This window comes from Bacillus proteolyticus (genome assembly GCF_001884065.1).
GTDB classification, from domain to species: Bacteria; Bacillota; Bacilli; order Bacillales; family Bacillaceae_G; genus Bacillus_A; species Bacillus_A proteolyticus.
The window spans coordinates 1-13,226 of the sequence record NZ_MACH01000158.1 but is presented as its reverse complement, the minus strand read 5'-3'; the positions used below and the strand labels follow the sequence as shown (position 1 = coordinate 13,226).

Here is a 13,226-nt window from a genome sequence, read left to right as displayed (position 1 = left end):
TTCTAGCCGCTGGAGCTGGATAATACCTTAAAGCGGAAGCGGCTCGTTCAGAGTCGCTTTTTTTCTATAGAGTGGTCGTGTATGCTGGTACATGAAATTTATATCAGCGATTTTTCAATTATATCGACCGCAACTCGAATTATATCAGCGATTTTTTCATTATATCGACCGTTTCATCAAATATATCAGCGATTTTTCCAATATATCGACTTACCGACAAATCACGACAATATTAGCGCGCCCCTTTCCTACTTTTATCAATATATTACAATCTCTTTTATGTTAAAATATAGGAAACACCCTTTTGTAAAATAGATCCAAAAAGCTTTTCCAAATTCATCATTTACTACTTAAATGGCGGGAGTGGTTCAGTTGAAAGACTACTTAATTAGAGCATTTTTTGCGTTAATAACGGTTGGGATTGTCTTACTTACAGCCAATATTTTCAATATACGTATCGAGGTTAAAGACTATGCTTTCCTCGTTGTTGTAGCGATTGGTGGCGGCTGGGGTGGCTGGTACCTGTATAAAAAACAAAGTAATCAAAATGATAAAGGCATTCCAAAGTAATATGGAATGCCTTCCTTGTTATTTCCGTTTATAGTAAATAACGAAATTCAGACCACTGATCAAAACAATCCCAATAAACATATCAAACGACACTGAATCTCCGCCTAAATTATACTCATCAACAATAAACCCAGACATAAACAACGTTATCGCTGAAACACCTATACACAATATCGAAATAAACCAAAGCGAAAATTCATTAATTAGCTCTTTCTTTTGTCTTAAAACAATTAGCATCACAAGAATAGACGCTGCTAAAATACTTTTAAAAACAGGACGTAAATACACAAACTCCTCCATCTGTTTCTCCTTTTCCAAAAACATTATATCTCAATATTAATATATTTAACTAAATTAAAAACACATGCCTTTTCAAGATAAAATGACATGTGTTTCCAAAAATCTCTATACAATTGTATTATGATAGCTGCTTCCACTTCGTCCCCAAAACAGGACGCTCGTAATTTTGGATTTCATGAATTAGTTTATCTGCCGTCTCAGCGGAAACAATTAACTCTTTATTCGATGGATTCATAAAGCCTTCTTCTGCTGCACGTTCAACCATTTGCAAAATTGGTCCGTAAAAGTCTTTTATGTTCAATAAACCAATCGGCTTATTGTGTATACCAATTTGTGACCAACATACTACTTCAAATAGCTCTTCAAACGTTCCATATCCGCCTGGTAATGCAATAAAAGCATCCGCAAGCTCTGCCATTTTCGCTTTACGTTCGTGCATCGTTTCTACTTCAATTAGTTCTGTTAATCCTGTATGAACAATTTCTCCTCGGAATAGACCGCGCGGCATAACACCTGTTACACGTCCACCTAAACGAAGAACTTCATTTGCTACTTCTCCCATTAATCCAACACATGAACCACCGTATACAAGCTCATAGTCGTTCTCAACAAACATTTTCCCTAACTGGATTGCCTGCTCTTTAAATTCTGGTCTCTCCCCTAAATTGGAACCTGCAAACACACAAATCTTTCTCATTCCTACACCCCGAAACTATATATTGTTATGATACAATGAACATTGTACAACATATTGAAGGGATGAGGAAGAAATGGATATCGTTGCATTTCAAAGATGGGTTGAGGAATTTTACGAAAAACGAAGCTGGTCACAGTATAATGCCTTTATTCGCTTAAATTTCTTAACTGAAGAAGTTGGGGAAGTTTCACGAGTTGTTCGCGCTATTGAAATCGGCCGCGATCGTCCTGATGAAGATGCGAAAACAGAAGAAGAGCTAAAACAAGAACTAAAAGAAGAACTTGGTGATGTACTATCTAATCTTATTATTCTTTCGCAAAAATATGATTTGGATTTACAAGACATTATGGACACACACGTCACAAAGCTTTCGAAAAGGTTCGAAGCATCCAAATGAGAATATTATCAATTATGATATAATATTCTTGTCACAATAATAAGGGGGATTTTATGTTATCTAAAAAATTGCACGACGCATTAAATGAACAAATGAACTTTGAATTTTACTCTGCCCACGCTTATATGGCAATGGCTGCTTACTGTACAGCTGAGAGCTATGATGGATTCGCTAACTTTTTCCTTGTACAAGCTGAAGAAGAGCGTTTCCACGCAATGAAGCTTTACAACTACATTAATGACCGCGGTGAGCGCGCTATTATTACTGGATTCGATAATCCGAATAATGAATATGAATCTGTACTTCACGCTTTTGAAGTAGCACTTGAGCACGAGCGTGAAGTAACGAAACGTATTTATCACTTATCTGATATCGCTTGGGATGAGCGTGAGCATGCAACGATTACATTCTTAAAATGGTTCGTTGATGAGCAAGTAGAAGAAGAAGCTTCATTCGATAGCATCATTCAAAAATTAAAACGTATTACAAGCGATTCAAACGCACTATTTATGCTAGATGCTGAATTAGAGAAACGTACATTTACGCCTCCAGCTGAGTAATATTTTAATCACCTTAATGAATGTATTAAGGTGATTTTTTTTATTTGCTTTCTATCTTAAAATCACCTTAAATTTCCTCACATTTGACATAGAATCAGTTAGGAAATGGTATTATTTTCAATATAAAACAATATGCGAGGAGAGAAAAAATGAATCAACGTGTAGAAGCTGTTGATGCAATTCGTGGTTTCGCTTTATTTGGCATTTTACTTGTTAATATGACATTAATTCAATTCGGGTTATTCGCTAATGAAAAACCCACTTATATTTTCGGAAAACTTGATGAAAGTGCTAATTGGTTTATTCAATTTTTCGGCACACAGAATTTTATTTCCCTATTCTCTTTTTTATTTGGGCTTAGCATTGTTTTGTTACAAAAAAGTATTATCGCAAAAGGAAAAAAGTTTTTCCCTACATATATAAGGCGTATTAGCATTCTTTTACTACTAGGTTTCATTCACGGCACCTTTGTTTGGTCCGGAGATATTTTATTTGCATACGGGCTTATCGGGATTTTCTTAATGATGTTTATAAATAGAAAACCAAAAACATTATTGATTTGGGCAACTATTCTACTCGCACTCATTACACTTATGTCTTATCAAACTGATCCAAATACAAATATTAATGATTTTGCTCCTTATATTGAAAAAGAGCATAAAGTTCATGAAACTGGAAGCTATATGGATCATGTCAACTTTAGATTAACTGAAAATCCTTTCGAGTATATTGGGATTAACGGTTTCTTCGGACTAGTTTTCATATCAATTTTCGCAATAATTTTTATGTCCCCACTTTTCTTACTCGGAATGTATGTAGGAAAAAAGGGCTGGCTACTTGAGATTGATAAACACATGCCTTCTATCAAAAAGATTTGGCTTATCACTGGTATTTTCTCTTTTACAATTAAAATCTTAGCCATGTTCGTAAAGCATCCAGTTTTAATTATGTTACAAGATGGCCTTACATCAGTAACCATGACATTCTTTTACGGAAGCACAATTATTTTATTATTCCATTACAAAAAAGCATCGCGCTTACTAACATATATGGCGAATATGGGGAAAATGTCGGTTAGTAATTACTTAGCTCAATCCATTATCACAACAACAATTTTTTACGCTTATGGCTTTGGCTTATTCGGTAAAATCGGATACTTCTTCGGTATTCTTTTAACCATCGGAATTTATACGATTCAACTATTGGTTAGCACATATTGGCTACGGAAATATCGAATGGGGCCTGTTGAATATGTATGGAGACTGGGAACTTATTTAGAGAGACCACGATTTAAAAGAAGTTTGGATAAAGCAAGTTAAACAAAAAAGCAATGAGCCCATACGCTCATTGCTTTTCTTAATTTATTAAAGCATAACCCCAACGATAATCGCTGATAATATACTTACTAACGTTGCACCGTATACAAGTTTTAGTCCGAATGATGATACAACGTTTGCTTGTTTGCCATCGATACTCTTCGTTGCACCTGCGATAATTCCGATAGATGAGAAGTTCGCGAATGATACAAGGAAGATTGATAAAATACCTACTGTACGAGTTGATAACTCACCAGCTACTTTTCCTAAATCAAGCATCGCAACAAATTCGTTTGTTACTAATTTCGTTGCCATAATTTGTCCTGCTTGTAGCATCTCTGATGTTGGAATACCCATTACGAATGCTAATGGTGAGAAAACATATCCTAAAATACTTTGGAATGTGATTCCGAAAATTGAATCGAATACACCGTTAATTGCTGTAATTAATGCTACGAAACCGATTAACATCGCCGCTACTGTTACAGCGATAGAGAAACCAAGCATAATATATTCGCCTAACATTTCAAAGAATGTTTGTTTCTTATCTTCTTGTAATTCTAAAATATCGTCTTCTTCTTTTACTTCATATGGATTAATGATATGAACGATAATGAATCCACTGAATAAGTTTAGTACAAGTGCTGTTACTACATATTTCGGATCAATCATTTTCATATAAGAACCGACGATTGACATCGATACTGTTGACATTGAAGATGCACATAGTGTGTATAAACGATTTTTCGGTAATTTGCTTAGTTGATCTTTTACTGTAATAAATACTTCCCCTTGACCAACAATTGCAGCTGCTACCGCATTATATGATTCCAGTTTTCCTAAACCGTTAATTTTACTTAATAAGAAACCGACGGCACGAATGATAATCGGTAAAACTTTAATATGTTGCAGGATCCCGATTAATACTGCTAAGAAAATAATTGGTAATAATACTGTTAAGAAGAATGGTGCTTGTCCATCGTTTGCTAGACCACCAAATACGAAATTAACCCCAGCTTCCGCAAATTTTAAAATAGCGCCAAACCCATCTGCAATCCCTTTTACTAACACAAATCCGACCTTTGTATTAAGTAAGAAATACGCAAGTACCAATTGAATTACAAGCATAAGTGCAATTGGCTTATATTTAATTTTCTTACGATCTGAACTTATAAGGAAACCTAGTACAAATACTACAAGTAAACCGACTAGAAACATTACTATCTTCATATGTGAATCCTCCACTTCTCTCACGAGTTATTGGTCGTATAACGTATAACGAATGACGTCTGACCATTGATGTTAAAAAATTTAAAACCCCTAAATATTATTCAACTGTTATCTAAAATCAGTAAGCGTTTACATAAATTGCAATTTATAAAAGGTAGCCTCTTCTCTCCTACCATACTTGAAAGTCTGAAATTGATACCACCTACAAATCAAATTGTAAGCGTTATCTAGGTGAAATGCAATATAAATTTTAAAAGATTTTTATATGTTAATATATTCCTAATTAATTGGTTTTTTTATGTAATTTAACCATAAAAAATAGCCCTAGCTATGTGCTAGGACCACCCTTTTTTATAACATAACACCAACGATAATCGCCGATAAAAGACTTACTAATGTCGCACCGTATACAAGTCGTAATCCGAATGATGAAACAACGTTTGATTGGTTTTCATCGATCCCTTTCGTTGCACCTGCGATAATTCCGATAGACGAGAAGTTCGCAAATGATACAAGGAATACAGAAAGAATACCGACTGTACGAGCTGATAAATCACCAGCTACTTTTCCTAGATCAAGCATCGCAACAAATTCGTTCGATACTAATTTCGTTGCCATAATTTGTCCTGCTGTTACCATTTCTGATTGTGGGATTCCCATTACGAATGCTAATGGTGAGAAAATATATCCTAAAATAGCTTGGAATGTAATACCGAACACTGAATCAAACAAGCTATTAATTGCTGTAATTAATGCTACGAAACCAAGTAGCATTGCTGCTACTGTAACCGCAATCGTGAAACCAAGCATAATATATTCGCTTAACATTTCAAAGAATGATTGCTTTTTCTTATTTTCTAACTGTAATGTATCTTCTTCTTCTGTAATATCGTATGGATTAATAATATGAATAATAATGAAACCACTAAATAAATTTAATACAAGTGCTGTTACTACATATTTCGGTTCAATCATCTTCATATAAGAACCAACGATCGACATCGATACAGTCGACATGGAAGATGCACATAATGTATATAAACGATGTTTTGGGATTTTACTTAACTGATCTTTTACAGTAATAAATACCTCTGCTTGTCCAACAATTGCAGCCGCTACTGCATTATATGATTCTAATTTTCCTAAACCATTTACTTTACTTAACAAAGTACCAATAGCACGAATAAATATCGGTAAAATTTTAAAATGTTGCAGAATTCCAATTAAAACGGCAAAGAATACGATTGGTAATAAAGCTGTTAAGAAGAAAGAAACCTCTCCTTTATTAACAAGACCACCAAATACGAAAACGATTCCAGATTCCGCATATCCAAGAAGTGCTCCAAATCCATCTGAAATTCCTTTTACTAAAATATAACCAATTGGCGTATTTAATAAGAAATACGTTAACGCTAGCTGAATAACAAGCATAATCGCGATTGGTTTATACTTAATCTTCTTACGATCAGAACTTATAAGAAAACCGAGTGCGAATACAACAAGTAATCCTACAAGAAACATAACAAACTTCATTAATAAAATCCTCCATTTAACTCTTCATTAACGTTGAACGTCTGACCATTCAAAATAAGAAATAATCCGAACTTTCCACTCCTCCTCAAAAACCAGCAATCGGATATGAAAAACCATAAAACCTCTTGTTTCAAAGGCATTTCCCATTCTAACATAAATCCTAAATCATATCCGCATTTTTCTAAAAAAAATTACATTTATTTATAAAACCTACATTAATGTTCGTCTTTTACCTCTTCTCCTAGTTTATTACTACAAAAAAAACGAGCATCAAATTTCTCTGATGCTCGTTCCATCTTTTATTATACCGCTTTTTCTTTATCCACTACCGCTGGCTTATCCCAGCACTCTGTATTGTTTAAACCTGGAATAGAATCCGCATAAAAGACTGGATCTTTTCCTTGTTTCTTTTGCTTTACGTAATCTGATAATGCCGCGAAAGCATACTTAGAAAGGAATACAATTGCTACTAAGTTAATAATAGCCATAATACCCATGAATAGATCTGCTAAATCCCAAACAATTTGAATTGTTGCGACAGACCCTAACATAACCATACCAAGTACAGCAATGCGGTATACGTTTAATAACACTTTACTTCCATTTAAGAATTCAATATTTGTTTCACCATAGTAATAGTTACCTACTAATGAACTGAATGCAAACAAGAAGATTGCAACTGCTACAAATATAGATGCCCATGGCCCGATATGCTGACTTAACGCCTGCTGCGTTAATTGAATTCCATTTAGATCAGCTGCACCCGGTACATCTGATAAAAGAATGATAAATGCTGTACAACTACAAATTAATAATGTATCTGTAAATACCCCTAAAGTTTGAATGAAACCTTGTTTAACTGGATGTGTTACGTTTGCAGTCGCAGCTGCGTTCGGCGCACTACCCATACCTGCTTCATTTGAAAATAATCCACGTTTTACCCCTAGTAAAATCGCAGCTCCTAATCCCCCGCCCACTACTTCTTTAATTCCGAAAGCATGTAAGAAAATTTCTTTAAATACATATGGAATTGCCGTAATGTTTGTTACAACAACGAATAATGCCACCGCTACATATATAATTGCCATTACTGGAACAATCATTTCAACCGCACGCGCAATACGTTTTACTCCGCCGAAGATAATGATTGCAAGTAAACCAGCCATAAACAGACCTACAAACTTACCATCTGTGTTAAATGCTCCATCAAAAGCCGCTGCTACTGTGTTTGACTGCACGGCGTTGAAAATCAATCCGAAACTAACTGTTATTAGAACAGAGAAGACAACTCCTAGCCAGCGTTTCTTTAAACCCTTTTCCATATAATACGCTGGACCACCACGGAACGCATTCCCATCTTTTACTTTGTAAATTTGCGCTAATGTGCTCTCTACAAATGCAGAAGCACCCCCAATTACCGCGATTAACCACATCCAAAATACAGCACCTGGACCACCTGCTGAGATTGCAATAGCTACACCAGCTAAGTTACCAGTACCTACACGAGAAGCTGTACTCATACAAAATGCTTGGAATGATGATACACCACTTTTTTCTTTTTGTGCTTTTCTTGTTTTTGAACTCGCCCCGTCCCCAAGTAAGCGAATCATTTCTCCGAAGTAACGAATTTGGACAAATTTCACACGAAATGAAAAGTAAAGTCCTAATCCAATTAACATCGCAATAATGATATATGACCAAAGGACATTATTTATATCCCCAATTACATTAGTTAAAAAATCCATACTTGTATTGCCCCCTATTCCTAACAATAAGAAAATTATATTCTAAAAACTTTTAGTAATCAAGAATTTTCGACAAAAACATGTTAGGTTTTATAACATGATAATGTCATCTTTTATAACATTTCTGTTTTTTAGAAAGTAAAACTATAAATCAATGAGTGCATTTATCCAATTTTTAACCGTTCATTCCCTACAAATGCAAGAAAAATAGGCAAACAAAAACGAGCATCGAATTCATCTCGATGCTCGCCTTTTTATTACACTGCTTTTTCTTTATCAGTTACCGCCGGCTTATCCCAACACTCTGTGTTCATTAAACCAGGGATAGAATCTGCACTGAAGACTGGATCTTTTCCTTGTTTCTTTTGTTTCACATAGTCCGCTAATGCTGCATACGCAAATCGTCCAAGAAGTGTAATCGCAATTAAGTTTGTGATTACCATTAGACCCATAAATAAATCTGCCATATTCCATACGACTTGAAGCGTCGCAACAGAACCGAATAATACCATTCCCACTACCGCAATACGGTAAATCGTTAACCAAGTTTTACTTTGTTTAATAAATTCAATATTCGTTTCACCATAATAATAGTTTCCTAGAAGTGAACTGAAAGCAAATAAGAAAATGATAATCGCTAAGAAGCTACTTGCCCACGAACCGATTTGTGAACTTAACGCCACCTGCGTTAATTCAATACCTTCTAAATTCGTTGCCTTATATGCACCAGAACATAGTACGATAAATGCTGTTGATGTACATACTAAAAATGTATCTACTAATACTCCAATTGTTTGAATAAATCCTTGTTTAGCTGGATGTGTTACATCCGCTGTCGCAGCCGCGTTTGGCGCACTCCCCATACCTGCTTCATTCGCAAATAATCCACGCTGAATACCAAACTTCATTGCAGCACCAATACCGCCACCTACAGCTGAATCTAAACCGAATGCACCTTTAAAGATTTCTGTAAACATATCCGGTATTAAATAATAATTTTTAATAACAACGAAAATAGCTACTGCAATATAAACAATTGCCATCGGCGGAACAATCATTTCTGACATACGCGCAATACTTTTCACACCACCAAAAATAATAACCGCAACTAATACCGCAAGTACAATCCCTACAACATAACGCTCAATACCAAATGCATTTTTAAATGCTAATGTAACTGTATTTGCTTGTACTGAGTTGAAAATTAAACCGTAACTAATTGTAATAAGGATAGAGAACCAAATTCCCATCCAACGTTTATTTAAACCTTTTTCCATATAGTAAGCAGGACCACCACGGAAGCCACTGCCATCTTTTATTTTATAAATTTGCGCAAGCGTACTTTCTACGAAACTTGAAGACGCCCCGATAATCGCAATAACCCACATCCAAAATACTGCTCCAGGTCCTCCCATAGAAATAGCTAGCGCTACACCAGCTAAGTTCCCGATTCCGATACGAGCTGCTGAACTCATACAAAACGCTTGGAATGACGATACACTTCCCTTTTTACGTGTCTTTCCAGTTAAACCATCACTCATTAATCGAACCATTTCCCCTAAATGAGTAATTTGTACAAATTTTAATTTAATAGAAAAATAAAGCCCTAAACCAATTAACATTGCAATAAGAATATATGACCAAAGAATCGTATTCGTTGATGAAACGAATTGTTCTAACATATTCATACAATTATCCCCCTCCTTTTATCCATAAATCGAATTATATTCAAAAAATATTCAAAAATCAACATTTTTCGACATCTTGCAACTTCCAAATATTAGGTCACTCCACATAAATACATTGTTCTTTTATGACTCCACTTTCAGTAGCTGTGCATACTAAAACAAAAAATAATTTCATAAACAACACCATTGACAAAAATATATAACTGTAACTATAATGGTTACATCAGGTTGTAACAAACCCAATTACATTACATTCATTCATTTCAGATATACACTTTAACAAACACTTTGGAGGGATTTATTATGAAAATCGGAATTATCGGAGCAACTGGTAAAGCTGGAAGCCGTATTTTAAAAGAAGCATTAGATCGTGGACATGAAGTAACTGCAATCGTAAGAAGCGCTGCAAAAATTACAGAAGAGAACGTAAACGTTTTAGAAAAAGATGTATTCTCTCTTACATCTAACGACCTACAAGCATTCGATGTAGTTGTAAATGCATTCGGTGCTCCAGCAGGACAAGAACATCTTCACGTAGATGCAGGAAATGTACTTATTGAAGCTATGAAATCTGCACCTAATACAAAATTACTTGTAGTTGGCGGCGCTGGAAGCTTATTTGTAGACGAAGAGAAAACAACACGTGTATTTGATACACCAGGATTCCCAAATGAATACCTTGCAACTGCTCAAAACCAAGGTAAAAACTTAGAAATTCTTCAACAAACAAATGACATCACTTGGACATTTATTAGCCCTTCTGCACTATTCGCATTAGGAAAACGTACTGGTTCTTATACAGCTGGCAAAGACAATCTTCTTGTTAACTCAAAAGGCGATAGCTACGTAAGTTACGAAGACTTTGCAGTAGCGGCACTTGATGAAATCGAAGCTCCAAAACACGTAAACGAACGCTTCACAGTAGTTTCTGAAGCTGAATAATAGAAGAAGCTCGTAAACATAATGTTTACGAGCTTTTTTTATCATCTGTTATATTGATTCGGTTTATGTGGTTCATTTGGTGTATAGGGTTTATTTGGTTTATTATCATGACCATTTGCTTTTTTCCAACTTACCGCTAACTCTGGGCTCGTTTTCTCTTCACTACGCTCAAGTAGTACAACCGCATTTTGAATCGTTGGCGTTCCTTTATGTGCAATACCTTGTAATTTCGTTAAATTCCCTGATACTTTAAAGCTAAATCCACCAGCTGGTGTTTGTTTCGGAATTAAAATGCGGAACTTTTCTCCTACATTAAATTCAGTTTTCGCTTCGCCTTTTTCATTTACAAACTTCGCGCCTTGTGGTGCACCTGTTGCTTGCACTTTATACGTTCCGCTTTTTGCATTTGTTTCTACTGTATATAAACCTGTTTCAAAGAAATCATTTTTCAATACTGCTTCTTGTTCTTCTGTAGGAGTTACACTCATCGTAATTTCTTGTAATTCTTCACTAGCATTTGCTTTTGCAACGATATCTTTCGTTACTTTCTCTACATTTTTATTGCGGAAATCTAAATCATTAACATCAATTTGTTTTAACGCATTCCACACTGCAAGCTGCGTTGCGTAATGAGCCTCTCTCCAATCGGATACTCCTAATTCTTGCGGGCTTTTTTGTGGATACCCATTTAATAGTACACGATATACGTTAATATCCACTTTCCCCATTTCCGGTAAATCTTGACCGCTTGGAGATTTCAAATCTACATTTAAGCAAAATGCAATTTTTCCATCTGCCGTTTTAATAAGTTCTGTTCGAATTGGCTTTTTCTTTGACTTACTATAACTCCAATCCATTTCATACTTTGTATGATCCATAACTTCTGCGAATGCTTTTTGAAGCGGGAATAACACAAATAAAACACTTAAAAAAACAGCTAAAATTTTGAACGATTGCTTTATATTCATGTTTACAGCCCCTTAATAACAAACTTAATACTAAGTAGTATTTAATTAGAAAATATTTTTATGCACAAAAAAAAGAATGCATAAAAGCACTCTTTTTTCTTTCTTACTTTAATCTTAGAAATCAAAGTTATCAGGATCTGGACCAACGCGGTGATTTTGGTTTAATGCATCGATTTTTTCCATATCTTCTTTTGTTAATTCAAAGTTAAATACATCAGCATTTGCAATAATTCGGTGCTCTTTCGTTGATTTTGGAATTGTAATCACTCCATTTTGTAAATCCCAACGTAAGATAACTTGCGCTGTTGTTTTGCCGTGTTTATCAGCAATTTCTTGTAATGTTTCGTTATCTAACAATTGACCTTGCATAAGTGGTGACCATGCTTCCATTTGAATACCTTGCTCTTTACAGAAAGCTTGTAATTCTTTTTGAGTTAAACGAGGGTGGTATTCTACTTGGTTAATCATCGGTTTAATTTCTGCATCTTTCATTACATCTTGTAAGTGATGAATTTGGAAGTTACTCACACCAATTGCACGTACGCGCTCTTCTTTATAAAGTGTTTCTAGCGCTCTCCATGTATCTTTATATTTTCCTTCTACAGGCCAGTGAACAAGGAATAAATCTAAATAATCTAGTTCTAATTTCTTTAAGCTCTCTTCGTATGCAGCAATTGTTTCTTCATATCCTTGATCTGCATTCCACACTTTTGAAGTGATGAATAAATCTTCTCTTGAAATACCAGTTGCTTCAATACCTGCACGGATTCCTTCACCTACAGCTTTTTCATTTCCGTAAATTGCGGCTGTATCGATACTGCGGTATCCAGCTTTAATCGCTGATTTTACAGCTTCTACAAGTTCTGGTCCTTCTTCTACTTTAAATACACCTAAACCGAACCAAGGCATTTCTACACCATTATTTAATACTGCTTTACTTTGTAAGTTTTTCATTTTATTTTCTCTCCTTTTATTTTACTTGATCTCTTTTTTCTAATGTCATACTCCACGCTGTTAAAATAACAGCGCCTACTACCATAATGCCGCCTACCCAAGCAGTATGGATTAATCCTAACGAATTCGTTACAAGGCCACCTATATAAGAACCTAAAGCAATCCCTGCGTTAAATGCGGCAATATTAATTGCTGAAGCAACATCAACCGCACTCGGAACAAAGCGCTCTGCCAATATAACTACATATACTTGTAGCCCCGGAACATTCATAAATGCGAATAGTCCCATGAAAATAATTGTGATTAATCCAGCTACTTTAAATGGC

General features: G+C 35.1%; 13 protein-coding genes and 1 pseudogene. 5 read left to right on the top strand and 9 right to left on the bottom strand.

The annotated features are described in order from the left end of the window. Positions 1 to 372: 372 nt before the first annotated feature. Complete coding sequence (locus BAQ49_RS28890; protein ID WP_071748098.1) at positions 373 to 570, top strand: hypothetical protein; 198 nt, start codon at positions 373 to 375, stop codon at positions 568 to 570. A gap of 18 nt (positions 571 to 588) precedes the next feature. On the opposite strand, the gene BAQ49_RS28885 is transcribed toward BAQ49_RS28890, so the two are convergent. Together BAQ49_RS28885 and BAQ49_RS28880 are read right to left on the bottom strand one after the other, a co-directional pair. Next, a complete protein-coding gene (locus tag BAQ49_RS28885) occupies positions 589 to 870 on the bottom strand; it encodes a hypothetical protein (protein ID WP_071748097.1) in 282 nt (93 codons plus the stop codon). A gap of 118 nt (positions 871 to 988) precedes the next feature. Further along, on the bottom strand, positions 989 to 1,567 hold the full coding sequence (locus BAQ49_RS28880) for an LOG family protein (protein WP_071748096.1): 579 nt from the start codon (positions 1,565 to 1,567) through the stop codon (positions 989 to 991). A gap of 73 nt (positions 1,568 to 1,640) precedes the next feature. Between BAQ49_RS28880 and BAQ49_RS28875 the strand changes: the two genes are divergently transcribed. From BAQ49_RS28875 to BAQ49_RS28865, 3 genes are all read left to right on the top strand, one after another. Then, entirely contained in the window at positions 1,641 to 1,964 is a 324-nt protein-coding gene (locus BAQ49_RS28875; protein WP_071748095.1) for a MazG nucleotide pyrophosphohydrolase domain-containing protein, read from the top strand. Between the two features lie 53 nt (positions 1,965 to 2,017). Further along, the gene (locus tag BAQ49_RS28870; protein WP_071748094.1) at positions 2,018 to 2,524 is read left to right on the top strand and encodes a ferritin; all 507 of its coding nucleotides are present in this window, start codon (positions 2,018 to 2,020) and stop codon (positions 2,522 to 2,524) included. A 149-nt stretch (positions 2,525 to 2,673) separates the two neighbouring features. Next, entirely contained in the window at positions 2,674 to 3,843 is a 1,170-nt protein-coding gene (locus BAQ49_RS28865; protein WP_071748093.1) for a DUF418 domain-containing protein, read from the top strand. Between the two features lie 45 nt (positions 3,844 to 3,888). Here BAQ49_RS28865 and BAQ49_RS28860 read toward each other — a convergent pair whose 3' ends face one another. The 4 genes from BAQ49_RS28860 to BAQ49_RS28845 all read right to left on the bottom strand — a co-directional run bounded on the left by BAQ49_RS28860 (position 3,889) and on the right by BAQ49_RS28845 (position 10,036). Next, positions 3,889 to 5,070: a NupC/NupG family nucleoside CNT transporter gene (locus BAQ49_RS28860; RefSeq protein WP_071748092.1), complete on the bottom strand. Its 1,182-nt coding sequence runs from the start codon at positions 5,068 to 5,070 to the stop codon at positions 3,889 to 3,891. Positions 5,071 to 5,421: 351 nt separating this feature from the next. Further along, positions 5,422 to 6,603, bottom strand: coding sequence for a NupC/NupG family nucleoside CNT transporter (locus BAQ49_RS28855; RefSeq protein WP_071748091.1), 1,182 nt, complete (start codon positions 6,601 to 6,603; stop codon positions 5,422 to 5,424). 302 nt (positions 6,604 to 6,905) lie between these two features. Next, complete coding sequence (locus tag BAQ49_RS28850; RefSeq protein ID WP_071748090.1) at positions 6,906 to 8,348, bottom strand: alanine/glycine:cation symporter family protein; 1,443 nt, start codon at positions 8,346 to 8,348, stop codon at positions 6,906 to 6,908. Between the two features lie 257 nt (positions 8,349 to 8,605). After that, positions 8,606 to 10,036 (bottom strand): alanine/glycine:cation symporter family protein, encoded by a 1,431-nt coding sequence (locus BAQ49_RS28845; protein ID WP_071748089.1) that lies wholly within the window; start codon positions 10,034 to 10,036, stop codon positions 8,606 to 8,608. A 303-nt stretch (positions 10,037 to 10,339) separates the two neighbouring features. On the opposite strand from BAQ49_RS28845, the gene BAQ49_RS28840 reads away from it, so the two are divergent. Then, complete coding sequence (locus BAQ49_RS28840) at positions 10,340 to 10,978, top strand: NAD(P)-dependent oxidoreductase (RefSeq protein ID WP_071748088.1); 639 nt, start codon at positions 10,340 to 10,342, stop codon at positions 10,976 to 10,978. A 41-nt stretch (positions 10,979 to 11,019) separates the two neighbouring features. On the opposite strand, the gene BAQ49_RS28835 is transcribed toward BAQ49_RS28840, so the two are convergent. The 3 genes and pseudogenes from BAQ49_RS28835 to BAQ49_RS28825 all read right to left on the bottom strand — a co-directional run. Continuing rightward, a complete protein-coding gene (locus BAQ49_RS28835) occupies positions 11,020 to 11,946 on the bottom strand; it encodes a thioester domain-containing protein (RefSeq protein WP_071748087.1) in 927 nt (308 codons plus the stop codon). Between the two features lie 114 nt (positions 11,947 to 12,060). Continuing rightward, positions 12,061 to 12,900 (bottom strand): glyoxal/methylglyoxal reductase, encoded by an 840-nt coding sequence (locus tag BAQ49_RS28830; protein ID WP_071748086.1) that lies wholly within the window; start codon positions 12,898 to 12,900, stop codon positions 12,061 to 12,063. Positions 12,901 to 12,916: 16 nt separating this feature from the next. After that, positions 12,917 to 13,226, bottom strand: a pseudogene (locus BAQ49_RS28825) (MFS transporter); the annotation flags it as partial.

What these genes read in the sequence shown, in the direction of transcription:
- BAQ49_RS28885 (WP_071748097.1), bottom strand. Translation starts at nt 870, where the DNA reads ATGGAGGAGTTTGTGTATTTACGTCCTGTTTTTAAAAGTATTTTAGCA.
- BAQ49_RS28880 (WP_071748096.1), bottom strand. Translation starts at nt 1,567, where the DNA reads ATGAGAAAGATTTGTGTGTTTGCAGGTTCCAATTTAGGGGAGAGACCA.
- BAQ49_RS28875 (WP_071748095.1), top strand. Translation starts at nt 1,641, where the DNA reads ATGGATATCGTTGCATTTCAAAGATGGGTTGAGGAATTTTACGAAAAA.
- BAQ49_RS28870 (WP_071748094.1), top strand. Translation starts at nt 2,018, where the DNA reads ATGTTATCTAAAAAATTGCACGACGCATTAAATGAACAAATGAACTTT.
- BAQ49_RS28865 (WP_071748093.1), top strand. Translation starts at nt 2,674, where the DNA reads ATGAATCAACGTGTAGAAGCTGTTGATGCAATTCGTGGTTTCGCTTTA.
- BAQ49_RS28860 (WP_071748092.1), bottom strand. Translation starts at nt 5,070, where the DNA reads ATGAAGATAGTAATGTTTCTAGTCGGTTTACTTGTAGTATTTGTACTA.
- BAQ49_RS28855 (WP_071748091.1), bottom strand. Translation starts at nt 6,603, where the DNA reads ATGAAGTTTGTTATGTTTCTTGTAGGATTACTTGTTGTATTCGCACTC.
- BAQ49_RS28850 (WP_071748090.1), bottom strand. Translation starts at nt 8,348, where the DNA reads ATGGATTTTTTAACTAATGTAATTGGGGATATAAATAATGTCCTTTGG.
- BAQ49_RS28845 (WP_071748089.1), bottom strand. Translation starts at nt 10,036, where the DNA reads ATGAATATGTTAGAACAATTCGTTTCATCAACGAATACGATTCTTTGG.
- BAQ49_RS28840 (WP_071748088.1), top strand. Translation starts at nt 10,340, where the DNA reads ATGAAAATCGGAATTATCGGAGCAACTGGTAAAGCTGGAAGCCGTATT.
- BAQ49_RS28835 (WP_071748087.1), bottom strand. Translation starts at nt 11,946, where the DNA reads ATGAATATAAAGCAATCGTTCAAAATTTTAGCTGTTTTTTTAAGTGTT.
- BAQ49_RS28830 (WP_071748086.1), bottom strand. Translation starts at nt 12,900, where the DNA reads ATGAAAAACTTACAAAGTAAAGCAGTATTAAATAATGGTGTAGAAATG.